Origin of the sequence: Xanthobacter sp. 91 (assembly GCF_000702385.1) — a bacterium.
Lineage (GTDB): Bacteria > Pseudomonadota > Alphaproteobacteria > Rhizobiales > Xanthobacteraceae > Xanthobacter > Xanthobacter aminoxidans.
On the sequence record NZ_JNIB01000001.1, the window covers coordinates 2912455 to 2927537 of the forward strand.

The 15083-nt window shown below is 68.6% G+C and carries 15 protein-coding genes; 12 read left to right on the forward strand and 3 right to left on the reverse strand.

Features of this window, described 5'->3' with window-relative positions:
• Positions 1–10: 10 nt before the first annotated feature.
• Complete coding sequence (locus A37E_RS0113780; RefSeq protein WP_024277502.1) at positions 11–562, forward strand: DUF2478 domain-containing protein; 552 nt, start codon at positions 11–13, stop codon at positions 560–562.
• Here the strand turns inward: A37E_RS0113780 and A37E_RS0113785 are convergent, their stop codons facing one another.
• Positions 563–2059 (reverse strand): MFS transporter, encoded by a 1497-nt coding sequence (locus A37E_RS0113785; RefSeq protein ID WP_051679017.1) that lies wholly within the window; start codon positions 2057–2059, stop codon positions 563–565.
• A 202-nt stretch (positions 2060–2261) separates the two neighbouring features.
• On the opposite strand from A37E_RS0113785, the gene A37E_RS0113790 reads away from it, so the two are divergent.
• The 4 genes from A37E_RS0113790 to A37E_RS0113805 all read left to right on the forward strand — a co-directional run bounded on the left by A37E_RS0113790 (position 2262) and on the right by A37E_RS0113805 (position 4874).
• Complete coding sequence (locus A37E_RS0113790) at positions 2262–2966, forward strand: hypothetical protein (protein ID WP_024277504.1); 705 nt, start codon at positions 2262–2264, stop codon at positions 2964–2966.
• Positions 2967–3129: 163 nt separating this feature from the next.
• Positions 3130–3723 (forward strand): hypothetical protein, encoded by a 594-nt coding sequence (locus tag A37E_RS25370; RefSeq protein WP_051679018.1) that lies wholly within the window; start codon positions 3130–3132, stop codon positions 3721–3723.
• 167 nt (positions 3724–3890) lie between these two features.
• Entirely contained in the window at positions 3891–4145 is a 255-nt protein-coding gene (locus A37E_RS0113800; RefSeq protein ID WP_024277506.1) for a hypothetical protein, read from the forward strand.
• Between the two features lie 33 nt (positions 4146–4178).
• Positions 4179–4874 carry a class I SAM-dependent methyltransferase gene (locus A37E_RS0113805; RefSeq protein ID WP_029557129.1) on the forward strand — a complete coding sequence of 232 codons (696 nt, stop codon included), beginning with the start codon at positions 4179–4181 and terminating at the stop codon, positions 4872–4874.
• A 157-nt stretch (positions 4875–5031) separates the two neighbouring features.
• Here the strand turns inward: A37E_RS0113805 and A37E_RS0113810 are convergent, their stop codons facing one another.
• Positions 5032–5478 (reverse strand): GtrA family protein, encoded by a 447-nt coding sequence (locus A37E_RS0113810; RefSeq protein WP_051679019.1) that lies wholly within the window; start codon positions 5476–5478, stop codon positions 5032–5034.
• A gap of 420 nt (positions 5479–5898) precedes the next feature.
• On the opposite strand from A37E_RS0113810, the gene carB reads away from it, so the two are divergent.
• Together carB and greA are read left to right on the forward strand one after the other, a co-directional pair.
• Positions 5899–9273 (forward strand): carbamoyl-phosphate synthase large subunit, encoded by a 3375-nt coding sequence (carB, locus tag A37E_RS0113815; RefSeq protein ID WP_029557131.1) that lies wholly within the window; start codon positions 5899–5901, stop codon positions 9271–9273.
• 242 nt (positions 9274–9515) lie between these two features.
• Entirely contained in the window at positions 9516–9989 is a 474-nt protein-coding gene (gene greA, locus A37E_RS0113820) for a transcription elongation factor GreA (RefSeq protein WP_029557132.1), read from the forward strand.
• 205 nt (positions 9990–10194) lie between these two features.
• Here the strand turns inward: greA and A37E_RS0113825 are convergent, their stop codons facing one another.
• Positions 10195–10677: an Lrp/AsnC family transcriptional regulator gene (locus tag A37E_RS0113825; RefSeq protein WP_029557133.1), complete on the reverse strand. Its 483-nt coding sequence runs from the start codon at positions 10675–10677 to the stop codon at positions 10195–10197.
• A gap of 293 nt (positions 10678–10970) precedes the next feature.
• Between A37E_RS0113825 and trxB the strand changes: the two genes are divergently transcribed.
• The 5 genes from trxB (at position 10971) to A37E_RS0113850 (ending at position 14969) form a co-directional block, all read left to right on the forward strand.
• On the forward strand, positions 10971–11933 hold the full coding sequence (gene trxB, locus A37E_RS0113830; RefSeq protein WP_029557134.1) for a thioredoxin-disulfide reductase: 963 nt from the start codon (positions 10971–10973) through the stop codon (positions 11931–11933).
• Positions 11934–12084: 151 nt separating this feature from the next.
• Complete coding sequence (locus A37E_RS0113835) at positions 12085–12975, forward strand: LysR family transcriptional regulator (RefSeq protein WP_024277513.1); 891 nt, start codon at positions 12085–12087, stop codon at positions 12973–12975.
• 317 nt (positions 12976–13292) lie between these two features.
• The gene (locus A37E_RS0113840) at positions 13293–13811 is read left to right on the forward strand and encodes a peptidoglycan-binding protein (RefSeq protein WP_024277514.1); all 519 of its coding nucleotides are present in this window, start codon (positions 13293–13295) and stop codon (positions 13809–13811) included.
• Between the two features lie 53 nt (positions 13812–13864).
• Positions 13865–14188, forward strand: a complete 324-nt coding sequence (locus A37E_RS0113845; RefSeq protein WP_156026320.1) for a hypothetical protein — start codon at positions 13865–13867, stop codon at positions 14186–14188.
• Positions 14189–14255: 67 nt separating this feature from the next.
• Positions 14256–14969, forward strand: a complete 714-nt coding sequence (locus A37E_RS0113850) for a M15 family metallopeptidase (RefSeq protein ID WP_197022975.1) — start codon at positions 14256–14258, stop codon at positions 14967–14969.
• Positions 14970–15083 lie beyond the last annotated feature (114 nt).

Below are 15083 nucleotides of genomic sequence, written 5' to 3' on the forward strand. Positions count from 1 at the left end.
GATGTTCGGAATGACGGGGGACGAACGGCCGATGATCCTCGCCCTTCAGGGCGGCGACCGGGAAGCGATCCAGTCCTTGCTGGCGGAAGCGGCGCGGCGGCTTGCCGCGCAGGGCGTGCGCGTGCTCGGCGTGGTGGAGCACCTCACCCCCGGCTGCGCCCATGAGGACGTACTGCTGCTCGATCTCGTCTCCGGCGAGACCAACCGCCTGCATCAGGACCTCGGCCCCGGCGCGGCCGGGTGCAGCCTCGATCCGGCGGGCCTCGCCGCCGCCTCGGCGGGGGTGGAGCGGGCCATCGCCGATCGCCTCGCCGAGGGCGGCGACCTGTCCGACACGGTGGTGGTGCTCTCCAAGTTCGGCCGGCAGGAGGCCGAGGGCCGCGGCCTCACCTCTGCCTTCCATGCGGCGGTGGCGGCCGAGCTGTGCGTCCTCACCTCGGTCTCGCCCAGCATCACCGCCGAATGGGCGGGCTTCGCCGGCGACCTCGCCGAGCTGCGCCCGGCGGTGCCGGCTTCCATCGATGCGTGGTGGGGCGTGCCCGTTCCCGAACCGGCGGAATAATCAAACCCCGATATCGTCCAGGCTGCGCCCGCGCGTCTCGATGCGGTAGTGCCAGGTCACGACCGCGCCAAGCAGCGAGGCGGCGATCAGCACGAACAGCAGCGTGCGTGTGCCGAGGTCCGCCAGCAGGATCGGGAACAGGAAGGCGGTGAGCACCGCCCCGATCTTGGCGAAGGCCGCGGCGAAGCCAGCCCCCATGCCGCGGATGCGGGTGGGGAAGACCTCGCCGGCGATCAGGTAGGTCTGCGCGTTGGGGCCGAGATTGGTCATGAAGTTGAACAGCATGAAGCCGATGACCACCATCGTGACGGCGCGGTCGCCGCTGTAATAGGTGGAGAGCGCGGCCACCAGCAGGCCCGCCGCGCAGCCGACGAAGCCGGCGATCTGCAGCGGGATGCGGCCGATGCGGTCGGACAGCGCCACCGCCGCGCCGATGCCCACGAGCAGCAGCAGGTCGATCAGCGCCGCCCCCTCCGAGGCGAGCAGGTCCGCCGAGACGAGATCGCTCAAATTGCGCCCGACATCCGCCTGATGGCCGAAGGCGGCTGCGAGGATGGTCGGCGTGAAGATGCCGATGCCGTAGGTGGACAGGTCCTGCAGGAACCAGGGCACCGCGGCGAGGACGGTCGCGCGCCGGTTGTGCGGAGTCCTGAACAGGGCGGCCGGGGTGCGATCGTGGCCCTGATCGTGCGCTGCCCCTCCGGCATGGCCGTGGTGGCGATGGCTGAGCGCGATGGATTTCGGATATTGCGGCGAGCGGGCGAGCAGGCGCTGCGCCGCCTGCTGGGCCTCCTCCACGCGGCCGTGGGCGAGCAGCCAGCTCGCGCTTTCCGGCACGAACAGCCGGGCCACCGCCACCGCCACGGCGGGCAGGATGGCCGCCGCATACATGAGGCGCCAGGCGGAGACGGCCTCGATGTTGGACAGGACGAGATAGCCCAGCAGGGTGCCCGTGAGCGCCCCCACCGCCTGGAAGCCGAAGGCGCTGAGCACCAGCCGCCCGCGCGCCACGGAGGGGATGCTCTCGGAGATCACGAGATGGGCGGTGGGATAGTCGCAGCCGAGCGCGATGCCGATGCCGAACAGGAACACCACGGTCCAGCCGAAGGAGGGGCTGACCGCCAGCAGCGCGAGGAAGATGATGAAGATCACCATCTCCGCCACGAACATGAGCTTGCGGCCGAACTGGTCGGCGAGGCCACCCAGCAGCAGCGCGCCGAAGAGGATGCCGGCGAGGCTCGCCGCGCCGACAAGGCCGTGCTGGAAGGCGTCCATGCCGAATTCGCGGGACATGAGGGGCAGCGTCACGCCCGTCATGAACACCACGAGGCCCTCGAAGAACTTGCCCGCAGCGGCCAGCCACCAGATGCGCCACTGCATGGCGGTCATGGGGGTGGCCGCCACCCGCGTGCCGTCGCGCCAGATCGGGGTCTCGTCGATATAATCCTGCACCGAGCGCTTGTGGTCGAACCCGCGCAGGTCCCGCATCTCGTTCATGGCCTTCCCCCACGCTCCAGCGTGACAGAAAGAGCGCGAGCCGTGAATTGCCTATGACGGTCGCGGGGCCGGCTACCGTCCCGGGGGCTGGCGGGCCGAAAGGGGAGCGGCTAAGAAAGGCGTTCACCGGCGTGCTGCCCGGCCGTTTCCGCGGCCTCTCAGCGCAAGGCGCGCCCCCTCCCGTCCGGCGCCGCAGGTTCCCATGGTCTTTTCCCGCGTCTCTGCCCTGTCCCTCGCGGCCCTCGCCGCGAGCCTCGCCCTCGCCGCCTGCCAGGGCAATCCGGATAGCTGGGGCACCGGCGTGGTGAAGCAGACGGACGCCTTCGGCGACTATTCGGAGACGGTGGTCTCCGTCCCCAAGCCCACCGCCGGGCCGCGCCAGTTCGAATGCACGGGCCCCTTCGCGCCCAACACCACCGCCATCAACATCGCCGCCGACTTCGGGCAGGCGAACGTCATCACCGGCAACATCATGTCGCCGGACGGCAGCACCGCGCCGGGCATCATCCTCCTGCCCAACGATCCCGCCCTGAGCCTGGAGATCGCCTGGAAGGACCCGGCCAACATGGCCGCCCCGCGCCGGGTGGCCTTCACCGAAAGCTCGGCCTGGACCGTGAACGGCATCGGCATCGGCACCAGCCTCGCAGACCTTGAACGGGCCAACGGCAAGCCGTTCCGCATCCAGGGCTTCGGCGGCAATGCCGGCGGCGTGGTGGCCGACTGGCGCGGCGGCCGGCTGGGCAATCTGGGCGGCGGCTGCGTGCTCGGGGCGCAGCTGGCGCTTTCGGCCGGAGCCTCGGACGGCGCGCAGGCGCGCGTTTCCGGCCCCAAGGTCTACACCTCGAACGATCCCGCCATCCGCGCCGCCAACCCGAGCGTGGGCGTGTTCTGGGTGAATTACCGGTAGGGGGAAGGGCGCCGGTCGTCGCGAATTGCGAAACCAGCGCCGACGTTAAGATTAACGCTCTCTAAATACCGCTGAGCCCGCGCCGTCGCCTTTCCAAGAAGCGTGGCGGTTGTAGAGTGCCACTGCGCGCCGCGAACCTTGCTGCGCGTAGGAGACTTTCCCAATGAAACGCCTGATCCTTGGAGCGCTGCTGGGGGCCGTTTGCGCCGTCGGCGGGGCTTTCGCACAGGGGGCGCCCGCCAACGCCCCCATGGCCGGCGGACCCGCCGGCGGCATGAACGGTCCGCCCGCAAACATCGAAGAGTTGAAGGGCGTCCAGTGGCTGTTCGTGCAGGTGGCGGATTCCATTTCCGTCACCGACAAGACCATCACGCTGAAGGGCGTCGCGCCGCAGGTCATCATGTTCGCCGACCGCCCGGAGCGGATCACCGGCGACGCCTCGACGGCGACCTTCATCAAGATCTGGAACGAGGGCAAGGACAGCTTCCAGAAGGACCCGCCCAACGCCACCCTCTCGGTGACGGTGAACGGCGAGCCCAACCTGTCGGTGATCGAGCTGTCGAACCCGGTGCTCTCCGGCGACACGCTGACCTACGACTACAAACTCCTCAGCGAGGACAAGCCCCTCTCCGGCGCCAATGCCAGCCTGTTCATCGACTGGTGGCATTATCACCGCTGGTGGGGTCCCGGACCCGGCCGCTGGGGTGGCGGCGGCTGCTGGCGCGGCCCCTATGGCGGCCTGCACTGCCGCTGGTGAGCCTGATCTTCCGCCGTTAGACGCGCGCCCCGCCCGCACCCCGCGGCGGGGCGTTCGCGTCTGTGGCCGTCTGCCATGATGGTGCCGTCTTGATGGTGCCGTTTCACCCCTGCGTGCCAGCACCCCGCTGCCGCCGGACGTCGCTCCTCGAAACCGTGAGAGACATCATGATCCGCCCCAGGGCCGCCCTGCGCCCGCTGACCCTCGCGCTGACCTTCGCCGCGGGCCTTGCGACCGCCGGGCTCGTGCAGTCGGCCTTCGCCGACCAGCCCAACATGCAGCGCGCGCTCGAGGCGCTGCGCACCGCGCGCGCCTTCCTGCAGCAGGCGGAGCCCAACAAGGGCGGCCATCGCGAGCGCGCCATCGACCTCGTGGACCGGGCCATCGGCGAGACCGAGGCCGGCATCCAGTTCGCGCGCTGACCCCGGCGCCGCCTTGTTTTCGGAAAGTTGCTGATGGCTGATTGGATCTCGTTCTGGAATGGTAGTCACGCCATCTATGTGAATGACCGGCACAAGGCGGTGCATTATGCGGCCATCGCGACCGATCTCGTCGGCTTCCTGCCGGGGCCGCACGCGCGGGTTCTGGATTTCGGCTGCGGCGAAGCCCTCGCCTCGGCCGAGCTGGCGCTGCGCTGCGCCCACCTCGTGCTCACCGATGCCGCACCCGAAGTCCGGCGCCGCCTGAAGGGGCGCTTCGTCGCCGCCCCCAGCATCGACGTGCTGGCCCCCGAGGAGGTCTCGGCCCTGCCGGACGGCAGCTTCGACCTCATCATCTGCAATTCGGTGGCGCAGTATCTCTCGCGCGACCTGCTCGCCAGCCTCGTGCTGGAATGGCGGCGACTGCTGGCGCCGGGGGGACGGCTGCTGATTGCCGACGTCATCCCGCCCCATGTGAGCGCGCTGGCCGACGCCCAGGCGCTGCTCCGGCTCGCCGCGCGGGAAAAATTTCTGCTGGCCGCGGTCGCCGGCCTCGCCCGCACCGCCATCTCCCCCTATCGCAAGCTGCGCGCGGAACTCGGGCTGACGACCTACGAGGAGGCGGAGGTGCTCGCCTTGCTCACCAAGGCCGGCCTCGCGGCGCGGCGGGTCGAGCCCAATGTCGGCCACAACCAGCAGCGCATGGCCTTCATCGGCGAACGCGGCGCCTGAAGCCCGCGCGGCGCCTGAGCGTAGACAGCGCAGCAAGCCCGCGCGGCGCCTGAGCGTAGACAGCGCAGCAAGCCCGCGCGGCGCTTGAGCGTAGACAGCGCAGCGAGAGCCCGCGCGGCGCCTGAGCGGCGAAAGCACAAAAAGCCCCTGCGGCGCCTCAGCCGCGCACAGTGCTCCGGTGGGCGAAGGCCCAGACGCGGTAGCCGGTGAAGGTCCACATCATGGTGATGCCCGTGGTGAGGAACTGGGCGAGCAGATAGAACAGCCCCACCTCGTGCACGAACAGCCACATGAGCGTTTCGTTGAGCACGAACGCCACTCCCGCCACCACGATGAAGCGCGGCACCGCCCCGGCGTGGGAGCGCGTGGCGTCGAAGGTGAAGCGGCGGTTGAGGACGTAGGACACGATGCCGCCCATGACGAATCCCACCGCCGAGCCCAGCACGGGGCCGACGGCATCCATCTCCACCAGAATGGCGAGCGTGGAGAAATGGGCCACGGCGGCGGTGAGGCCCACACCGACGAATCGGGCGAACTGGCGGATCAGGTCGCCATGGCGCGCGCGGTATTCATTGACCGTCCGGGCGAGGGAAGGCGGCAGCACAGGCGTCTCCGGCAGGAAAACGAACAGGAATCCTTCAGGCCGAGGCAGCGCGGGCGGGCGCCGGACACCCCGCGAGGATGTGTATTCCGGGCGCGGCGTCATCTCGGTGACATGGCTTCCGTCGCCGCAAATTATGGTCTAAGGAAGCCCATCAGCGCCAAGGGCCCGGGAAATTGCGCAGGTGTGACATCCGTGAGGTGTGACATCCGCGCCGCGTCCCGCCCGCGCGCAAGTCTGGGAGCAGGCCCCGGCCAAGCTCGTACCTTTCTGGGGCGCGTGACCCGCGGCCCTTTTTTTGCGCCCGGCGGGCGCTAGGAAGGGGCGGGCGCTGCGACGGGGCGGCTCCTGATGGAAACGGATCCCGTTGTCTTCGCCGGCTCAGCGGCGCGGGTGGCGGCGGTCGAGAGCTCAAAGACGGATATGCCGAAACGCACCGATATCGAAACCATCCTCATCATCGGCGCCGGTCCCATCGTGATCGGGCAGGCCTGCGAATTCGACTATTCCGGAACGCAGGCGGTCAAGGCGCTCAAGGAGGAGGGATACCGGGTCGTCCTCGTGAACTCGAATCCCGCGACCATCATGACCGACCCGGACATGGCGGACGCGACCTATATCGAGCCCATCACCGCCGAGATCGTCACCAAGATCATCGAGAAGGAGCGCGGCGACCGCTCCAAGGGCTTCGCGCTGCTGCCCACCATGGGCGGCCAGACCGCGCTCAACTGCGCGCTGTCGCTCAAGAAGATGGGCACGCTCGAAAAGTATGACGTCGAGATGATCGGCGCCACCGCCGAGGCCATCGACAAGGCCGAGGACCGCGAGCTGTTCCGCGAGGCCATGACCAAGATCGGCCTCTCGACGCCCAAGTCCCGCCAGATCAAGACCCTGCCCCAGGCGCTCGAGGCGCTGGACGAGGTGGGCCTGCCCGCCATCATCCGCCCGTCCTTCACCATGGGCGGCACCGGCGGCGGCATCGCCTACAACAAGGCCGAGTTCATCGAGATCATCGAGCGCGGCATCGATGCCTCCCCCACCAACGAGGTGCTGGTGGAGGAGAGCGTGCTGGGCTGGAAGGAGTATGAGATGGAGGTCGTCCGCGACAAGGCGGACAACTGCATCATCATCTGCTCCATCGAGAACATCGACCCGATGGGCGTCCACACCGGCGATTCCATCACGGTGGCGCCGGCGCTGACGCTCACCGACAAGGAATACCAGATCATGCGCGACGCATCGCTTGCGGTGCTGCGCGAGATCGGCGTGGAGACCGGCGGCTCCAACGTGCAGTTCGCGGTGAACCCCGAGGACGGCCGCCTCATCGTCATCGAGATGAACCCGCGCGTGTCGCGCTCCTCGGCGCTGGCGTCGAAGGCCACGGGCTTCCCCATCGCCAAGGTCGCCGCGCGCCTCGCGGTGGGCTACACGCTCGACGAGATCGAGAACGACATCACCGGCGGCGCCACCCCGGCCTCCTTCGAGCCCACCATTGACTACGTGGTCACGAAGATCCCGCGCTTCGCCTTCGAGAAGTTCCCCGGTGCCGAGCCGACGCTGACCACCGCCATGAAGTCGGTGGGCGAGGCTATGGCCATCGGCCGCACGTTCCAGGAATCCCTGCAGAAGGCGCTGCGCTCGCTGGAAACCGGCCTGTCCGGCCTCGACGACATCGAGATCGAGGGCCTCGGCCAGGGCGACGACAAGAACGCCGTGCGCGCGGCGCTCGGCACCCCCACGCCCGACCGCCTGCTCTACGTGGCCCAGGCCATGCGCCTCGGCCTCTCCGACGAGCAGATCCACGCCGCCTGCAAGATCGATCCGTGGTTCCTCGCGGAGATCCGCGGCATCGTGGAGATGGAGCAGAAGGTGCGCCGGCTCGGCCTGCCGGAGACGGCCGGCCAGTTCCGCCGCCTCAAGGCCATGGGCTTCTCCGACGCCCGCCTCGCCGCCCTTGCCGGCCTCCACGAGGGCGAGGTGCGCGCGCGGCGCCACGCGCTGGACGTGCGCCCCGCCTACAAGCGCATCGACACCTGCGCGGCCGAGTTCGCCTCGCCCACCGCCTACATGTACTCGACCTACGAGACGCCCTTCGCCGGCAAACTCGCCGACGAGGCACAGCCCTCGGAGCGCGAGAAGGTCATCATCCTCGGCGGCGGTCCCAACCGCATCGGCCAGGGCATCGAGTTCGACTATTGCTGCTGCCATGCCGCCTTCGCCCTGAAGGACGCCGGCTATGAAGCCATCATGGTCAACTGCAACCCGGAGACGGTCTCCACCGACTACGACACCTCGGACCGGCTCTATTTCGAGCCGCTGACCGCCGAGGACGTGCTGGAGCTGATCGCCCGCGAGAAGACCCGGGGCACGCTGAAGGGCGTCATCGTGCAGTTCGGCGGCCAGACGCCGCTCAAGCTCGCCAAGGCGCTGGAGGATGCGGACGTGCCGATCCTTGGCACCTCGCCCGACGCCATCGACCTCGCCGAGGACCGCGACCGGTTCAAGACGCTGCTCGACCGGCTCAAGATCCGCCAGCCGGCCAACGGCATCTCCTACAGCGTGGAGCAGGCCCGCCTCGTCGCGGCGGAGCTGGGCTATCCCATGGTGGTGCGCCCCTCCTACGTGCTGGGCGGCCGGGCCATGCAGATCATCCGCGAGGAGCGCGAGCTGGGCGACTACCTGCTGGAGACCCTGCCGGGCCTCGTGCCGCAGGAGATCAAGGCGCGCTATCCCAACGACAAGACGGGCCAGATCAACACCGTCCTCGGCAAGAACCCGCTGCTGTTCGACCGCTACCTCTCCGACGCCATCGAGGTGGACGTGGACGCGCTGTGCGACGGCAAGGACGTGTTCATCGCCGGCATCATGGAGCACATCGAGGAGGCGGGCATCCATTCGGGTGACAGCGCCTGCACCCTGCCGCCCTATTCGCTCTCGCCCGATACCCTCGCGGCGCTGGAGAAGCAGACCGCGGCCATGGCGCTGGCGCTCGGCGTCGGCGGCCTGATGAACGTGCAGTACGCCATCAAGGGCGACGAGATCTACGTGCTCGAAGTGAACCCGCGTGCCTCGCGCACGGTGCCCTTCGTCGCCAAGGTCATCGGCCTGCCCATCGCCAAGATCGCGGCGCGGGTGATGGCCGGCGAGAAGCTGGCGAGCTTCAACCTCGTGCAGCCCAAGCTCGGCCACATCGCGGTGAAGGAGGCGGTGTTCCCCTTCGCCCGCTTCCCGGGCGTCGACACGGTGCTCGGCCCGGAGATGCGCTCCACCGGCGAGGTGATGGGCCTCGACACCGATTTCGGCGTCGCCTTCGCCAAGAGCCAGCTCGGCGGCGGCACCAAGGTGCCGCAGTCCGGCACGGTGTTCGTCTCGCTGAAGGATGGGGACAAGATCCGCATCCTGCCCACCATGAAGATGCTGGTGGACCTCGGCTTCAAGATCATCGCCACGTCAGGCACCCAGCGCTTCCTGGAGGAGCACGGCGTGTCGGCGGCGAAGATCAACAAGGTGCTGGAGGGCCGCCCCCACATCGTGGATGCCATCAAGAACGGCGGGGTCCAGCTGGTGTTCAACACCACCGAGGGCGCGCAGGCCCTTGCGGACAGCCGTTCGCTGCGCCGCGCCGCCCTCTTGCAGAAAGTGCCGTATTACACCACGCTGTCCGGAGCCATCGCTGCGGCGCAGGGGATCAAGGCCTATGTGGGCGGCGACCTGACGGTGCGTCCGCTGCAGGGCTATTTCGGTGCCGGGGGCGACAGCGCTCCCGTCAGCCCGCGGGGCGAAGCCTCCGTCGCCTGATCCCGCAAGGGAACACCAGAACGCGCAGGCTGCGGGAGCCTGCGCGCAGTCGTCGCGGCCGTCCGGCGTCTCAAGGCGCGGGGCGGGTGCATTGCCCGGGGGCCGCAGAGCGCCCGAACCGGGACAGTCGCCGCAGCCGGGGCGCCGAAAGGCACCGCGGGGCGGCTTTCTTTTCGGCGCCGGCACCACCTGAGGTGGGGCTCCGGCGCACCGAACCGTTTCAGGAGGTCTGACAAGGACCCATGGAGAAGATTCCGATGACGGCGGGCGGCTTTGTCGCCCTCGAGCAAGAGTTGAAGCAGCGTCAGCAGGTGGAGCGTCCGCGCATCATCAATGCCATCTCGGAGGCGCGCGCCCATGGCGACCTGTCCGAGAACGCGGAATATCACGCCGCCAAGGAGCAGCAGTCGCTGAACGAGGGCCGCATCGCCGAGCTGGAGGACAAGATCTCCCGCGCCGAGGTGATCGACGTCTCGAAACTCTCCGGCGACATCGTCAAGTTCGGCGCCACGGTGACGCTGGTGGACGAGGACACCGAGGAAGAGAAGGTCTGGCAGATCGTCGGCGACAGCGAAGCCGACGCCAAGGCCGGCCGCATCTCCATCTCCTCGCCGGTGGCCCGCGCGCTCATCGGCAAGAAGAAGGGCGCCTCCGTGGAGGTCGTCACCCCCAAGGGCGCCCGCTCGTTCGAGATCGCGGACGTGCGCTGGGCCTGAGCGGGGTTGGGAGTTTCGCGCCGCCCTCGTGCCTCGGCCGACTGGAGCGGAGCGGAAGGAGAGCCGTGGCCCAGCGCAACATGTCGCCGAAGGCGGCTTTATTCCGCGGCCTGGGGGCAATTGCCGGCTTCGCCGACCTTTCCCCTGGGCCCCGGATCGGCGCTCCACCTGTGGTGGAGCTTGTCCGGGGAGCGGCGGAGATTCCTCACGCCTTCGGCAATCCGGCTTCCAGCGGCACGATCGGCGCGTCCTTGGACTGCTTGAGGGTGAGGGCCGTCTTCACGTTGCGCACGTTGGGCGCGGCGGTGATATCCAGCACGAAGGTCTGGAAGGTGCGCAGGTCCGGCGCCACGCACAGCATCAGGAAATCCACGTCGCCCGAGAGCATCCAGGCGCTGCGCACCAGCGGCCAGCCGGCGATGCGCTCCTGGAAGGCATCAAGGTCGACCTCCGCCTGGCTGATGAGATGCACCATGGCGAAGGCCATGAGGTCGTAGCCGAGCCGCTTCTCGTCCAGCAGCGCGCGATAGCCCTCGATGATGCCTTCCTCCTCCAGCGCGCGCACGCGCCTGAGGCAGGGCGGGGCGGAGATGCCGACGCGCCGGGATAATTCCACATTGGTCATGCGACCGTCCCGCTGCAGCTCGTCGAGGATTTTCCAGTCGACAGCATCGAGGCGAACGGTCAAGGCACGGCTCCTTGGGGGCAAGGCTTGGGGGCAGGGTCGAGGGTGCCGCCGCCCGCGCGGCGAACAGGGGCATTACGTCCGCGCACCTTAGTCTCCGTATGCGGCAACGCAACGAAATAATATTGCGTCGGTTGCGCTGCGAAGGGACAGAAGCTGCCGCCTTGTGGGCGGGGGAGGGAGCCCCTACATTCGGGCATAGCTCACGCTGCGGCCATCGGGCGGCCTGCCACACGGCCCGTTCCTTCTCTTGTCGCGGTTTCCAGCCTTTCGAGCTTCTGGTTTTCGAGGACGTCATGACCACCCACAGCGCCAAGGTCGTCATCATCGGGTCGGGTCCGGCCGGCTATACCGCGGCCATCTATGCGGCCCGCGCAATGCTGGAGCCGGTCCTGTTCGAGGGCATCCAGCCCGGCGGCCAGCTCACCATCACCACGGATGTGGAGAATTATCCCGGCTTCGCCGATCCCATCCAGGGCCCATGGCTGATGGAGCAGATGCGCGCCCAGGCCGAGCACGTGGGCACGAAGATCATCGCCGACCATGTGAACACGCTCGATCTGTCCAAGCGGCCGTTCCGCCTGGAGACCGAATCGGGCGACACGTGGCTCGCCGACGTGGTGATCCTCGCCACCGGCGCCCAGGCGCGCTGGCTCGGCCTCGAATCGGAGGCGGCGTTCCGCGGCTTCGGCGTCTCGGCCTGCGCCACCTGCGACGGCTTCTTCTATCGCGGCAAGGAAGTCGTGGTGGTGGGCGGCGGCAACACGGCGGTGGAAGAGGCGCTGTTCCTCACCAATTTCGCCTCCAAGGTCACGCTGGTGCACCGCCGCGACGCCTTCCGCGCCGAGCGCATCCTGCAGGATCGCCTGTTCGCCAATCCCAAGGTGAGCGTGGTGTGGCATTCCGAGGTCGCCGACGTGGTGGGCCAGAGCGGCGACATCTCCAAGGTCACCGGCGCGCGCCTGCGCGACGTTCGGACTGGAGCCCTCACCGAGCTGCCCGCTGACGGCATATTCATCGCCATCGGTCATGCGCCTGCCACAGAGCTGGTCAAAGACCAGTTGAAGCTCAAAGAGAGCGGATACGTGTGGACTGCGCCGGATTCGACGGCAACGTCGGTGCCGGGCGTGTTCGCGGCCGGCGATGTGGCCGATGATGTCTATCGCCAGGCGGTCACGGCCGCCGGGCGGGGCTGCATGGCGGCGCTGGAGGCGGAGCGGTTCCTCGCCCACCACAGCGTGGCGCAGGCGGCGGAGTAGATCACCCGGGCGCGGCAGCCGCCCGGAACGGATCTAAATGGGTTCAAGGAAGGCCGCGGGGCTGGGGAGCCCGCGGCTTCTCCCGAGACAAGCGAAAAACAGCACCACCTCGCCGGCCGGACGCCGGTGATGCTCAAGGGGCTCGGGCCGGATGGATTGGGACAAGCTGAAGGTCTTCCACGTCGCCGCGGAGGCGGGCTCCTTTACCCACGCCGGCGAGACGCTGGGGCTCTCCCAGTCGGCGGTGAGCCGGCAGGTCTCGGCGCTGGAGGCGGAACTGAAGGTTCCGCTGTTCCACCGCCACGCCCGCGGCCTCATCCTCACCGAGCAGGGCGAACTGCTCTACCGCACCGCCCATGAGGTGTTCCTCAAGCTGGAATCGGCGCGCGCCCAGCTCACCGACAGCCGTGAGAAGCCCAACGGCGACCTGCGCGTCACCACCACCATGGGCCTCGGCACCCACTGGCTCACTGCGCGGGTGGGCGAGTTCGTGGAGCTGTTCCCGGACATCCGCATCCAGCTCATCCTCACAGACGAGGAGCTGGACCTTGCCATGCGCGAGGCGGATGTCGCCATCCGCATGCGCCAGCCGGTGCAGCCGGACCTGGTGCAGCGCAAGCTCTTCACCGTGCATTTCCACGCCTATGCCTCGGCCGACTATCTCAAGCGCCACGGCCATCCGCGCACGCTGGACGAGCTGGACAAGCACCGCATCCTGCTGCTCGGCGGGCCGATCCCTTCCTATTTCCAGGGGCTGAACTGGCTGGAGCATGCCGGCCGCGACGGCTCCACCCCGCGCATTCCCGCTTTCGAGGTCAACAACGTGCTCGGCCTCAAGCGGGCGGTGGAGCGGGGCGTGGGCATCGGCACCCTGCCGGATTATCTCTCGGACGATTCGACCTCGCTGGTGCAGCTCTTCACCGATCGCGAAACGCCCAAGCTGGAGGCATACTTCACATATGCTCAGGAAATGCGCTCGGTGGCCCGGATTCAGGTCTTCCGCGACTTCCTGATTTCCAAGGCGCAGCGCTGGAATTACTGATTTATGACGTTCACTGGTGCCATGGTAGGGCGAACGTTGCCTAGCCAAGCGCTGGGCACATGCCTGATATGCGGTCAGTATACATTGCATTCTGCCTATTCAGGGAGCATCTTTCCCTTGCGCTGATTGCACCTTGTGCGGTGCATCAGCTGTTCCCCTCTGGAAGGTTCGCTGCTCTGCAGCGATACTTGCCGGGTCCCCTCCAGGACCCGGCATTTTTCTTTTGGGCGGTTCATTTTTGAGGGTGCCGCAGCGGCTCTTTTCCCCCAATGTCGGTTGCCGGCCTCAAGGCCGGGGCAACTGGACCGGGGTGTGTCATGGCACTTCTCAAGCGTGGGCTCGCGGGCGAGCCGGTGAAGATCCTTCAGGCCAAGCTCGGGGTGACTGCGGACGGTCAGTTCGGCCCGGGCACCGAGGCGGCCCTCAAGGCCTACCAGACCCAGCACGGCCTTTCGGCGGACGGCATCGCCGGCCCGGACACCTTCACGGCGCTCGGCCTGCCGGAGCTGGTGCTGCTCACGGTGGGCACCAAGGGCGAGGCGGTGAAGAAGCTGCAGACGGCGCTCGGCATTCCCGCCGACGGCGCCTTCGGCCCCGCCACCGCCAAGGCGGTGAAGGAGTTCCAGGAAAAGAACGGGCTGGACGCGGACGGCATGGCCGGCCCCGACACCCTCGCCAAGCTCCCGGCCTTCGCCGGCGTGTTCTCGCCGGAGGCGGTGGCCAAGTCCCAGACCGCGCCGGGCACCATTTCCATCGATGCCAAGCCCGCCGAGGCCGGCGCCACCGCCGCGCCGAAGAAGAGCATCTGGCAGACCATCACCTCCTTCTTCTCCTGATCTGCGGAGAAGACGCGCGGGGAACAGGGGCAAGTCCCGGGCGTTGGCCCGGGATGAACCTTGCCCCTCTCCACCCCATGCGCTCCGGCGTTGAACCCGATACGGCCGCCCCTACGGGCGGCCGGTCCTCCTCTTCAGGCTTGGCCGCCCTCGCGGGCGGCCCGTTCCCCCCGACCGAGCCCGGCCGTCCGCCGGAGCCGCCCATCCTGCCGCCGGACCCGGTGGAGGACCCGCCGGATTTTCCCGAGCCCGGCCCGGACCTGCCCCCGCTTCCCGAGGGCGATCCCTCCCGCGAGCCGCGCCGCGATCCCGACCCGGAGCCGCCGCCGCTGCGCGATCCCGTCGATCTGCCGGAGCCGCCCGCGCGCATGGCGTGAGGCCCGCTCTGGCGGGCGTCCGCGGCGGGGCCTATGCTTGGGCCTCACCACCCGACGCGAACGCGACATGCTCAGAGCCCTGATGGATCGACTGGTGAAGCCCGCCGCCCAAGCCCTCACACTCACCCTCACCATTGCCGGCCTGCCGCTCGCCGCGGATGCGCGGACCGATCGGCCGGACCTGTTCGTGGACGTGTCGGGCGTGGTGCCGGACGCGGTGTTCGACGTGCGCTATTTCTCCACCGACAATTTCGTCGGCACGCGGGTGGACGGCTATGGCGCCGCCCGCTGCTTCCTCACCCGCCCGGCCGCCGAGGCGCTGGCGAGGGTGGCGGCGGAGGCGAAGAAGAAGGGCCTCGGCCTGCGTATCTTCGATTGCTACCGTCCGGCCCGCGCCGTCGCCCATTTCGCCCGCTGGGCCAGCGACCTCGCGGACGAGAAGACCAAGCCCACCTATTATCCCGATGTCGTCAAGAAGGACCTGTTCGCGGAGGGCTATATCGCCGCCCGCTCCGGCCACTCGCGCGGCTCGACGCTGGACCTGACGCTGTTCGATCTCGCAACCCGGCGCGACCTCGACATGGGTACGCCCTTCGACCTGTTCAGCCCGCGCTCCTGGCCCGATTCCCCCACCGCCTCCGCCACCCAGCGCGCCAACCGCCGGCTGCTCGCGGGCCTCATGGCGCAGAACGGCTTCAAGCCGTTCGACAAGGAATGGTGGCACTTCACCCTGAAGGACGAGCCCTTCCCGGACACCTATTTCGATTTCCCCATCGAGTAGGGGCGGGGGAGCGAGCCAAGCGGTCGTCATGCCCGGCCTTGTGCCGGGCATCCACGTCAGGCCGACGGGACGATGGCCGACGACGGATACCCGGCCGGTCCACGTGGATGGCCG

Bases quoted from the DNA above. Each gene is read 5' to 3' on its own strand.
- A37E_RS0113785 (WP_051679017.1), bottom strand. From the start codon at position 2,059: ATGAACGAGATGCGGGACCTGCGCGGGTTCGACCACAAGCGCTCGGTG.
- A37E_RS0113835 (WP_024277513.1), top strand. From the start codon at position 12,085: ATGGATTGGGACAAGCTGAAGGTCTTCCACGTCGCCGCGGAGGCGGGC.
- A37E_RS0113850 (WP_197022975.1), top strand. From the start codon at position 14,256: ATGCTCAGAGCCCTGATGGATCGACTGGTGAAGCCCGCCGCCCAAGCC.
- carB (WP_029557131.1), top strand. From the start codon at position 5,899: ATGCCGAAACGCACCGATATCGAAACCATCCTCATCATCGGCGCCGGT.
- trxB (WP_029557134.1), top strand. From the start codon at position 10,971: ATGACCACCCACAGCGCCAAGGTCGTCATCATCGGGTCGGGTCCGGCC.
- A37E_RS0113800 (WP_024277506.1), top strand. From the start codon at position 3,891: ATGATCCGCCCCAGGGCCGCCCTGCGCCCGCTGACCCTCGCGCTGACC.
- A37E_RS0113845 (WP_156026320.1), top strand. From the start codon at position 13,865: ATGAACCTTGCCCCTCTCCACCCCATGCGCTCCGGCGTTGAACCCGAT.
- A37E_RS0113840 (WP_024277514.1), top strand. From the start codon at position 13,293: ATGGCACTTCTCAAGCGTGGGCTCGCGGGCGAGCCGGTGAAGATCCTT.
- A37E_RS0113790 (WP_024277504.1), top strand. From the start codon at position 2,262: ATGGTCTTTTCCCGCGTCTCTGCCCTGTCCCTCGCGGCCCTCGCCGCG.
- A37E_RS0113805 (WP_029557129.1), top strand. From the start codon at position 4,179: ATGGCTGATTGGATCTCGTTCTGGAATGGTAGTCACGCCATCTATGTG.
- A37E_RS25370 (WP_051679018.1), top strand. From the start codon at position 3,130: ATGAAACGCCTGATCCTTGGAGCGCTGCTGGGGGCCGTTTGCGCCGTC.
- A37E_RS0113780 (WP_024277502.1), top strand. From the start codon at position 11: ATGACGGGGGACGAACGGCCGATGATCCTCGCCCTTCAGGGCGGCGAC.
- greA (WP_029557132.1), top strand. From the start codon at position 9,516: ATGGAGAAGATTCCGATGACGGCGGGCGGCTTTGTCGCCCTCGAGCAA.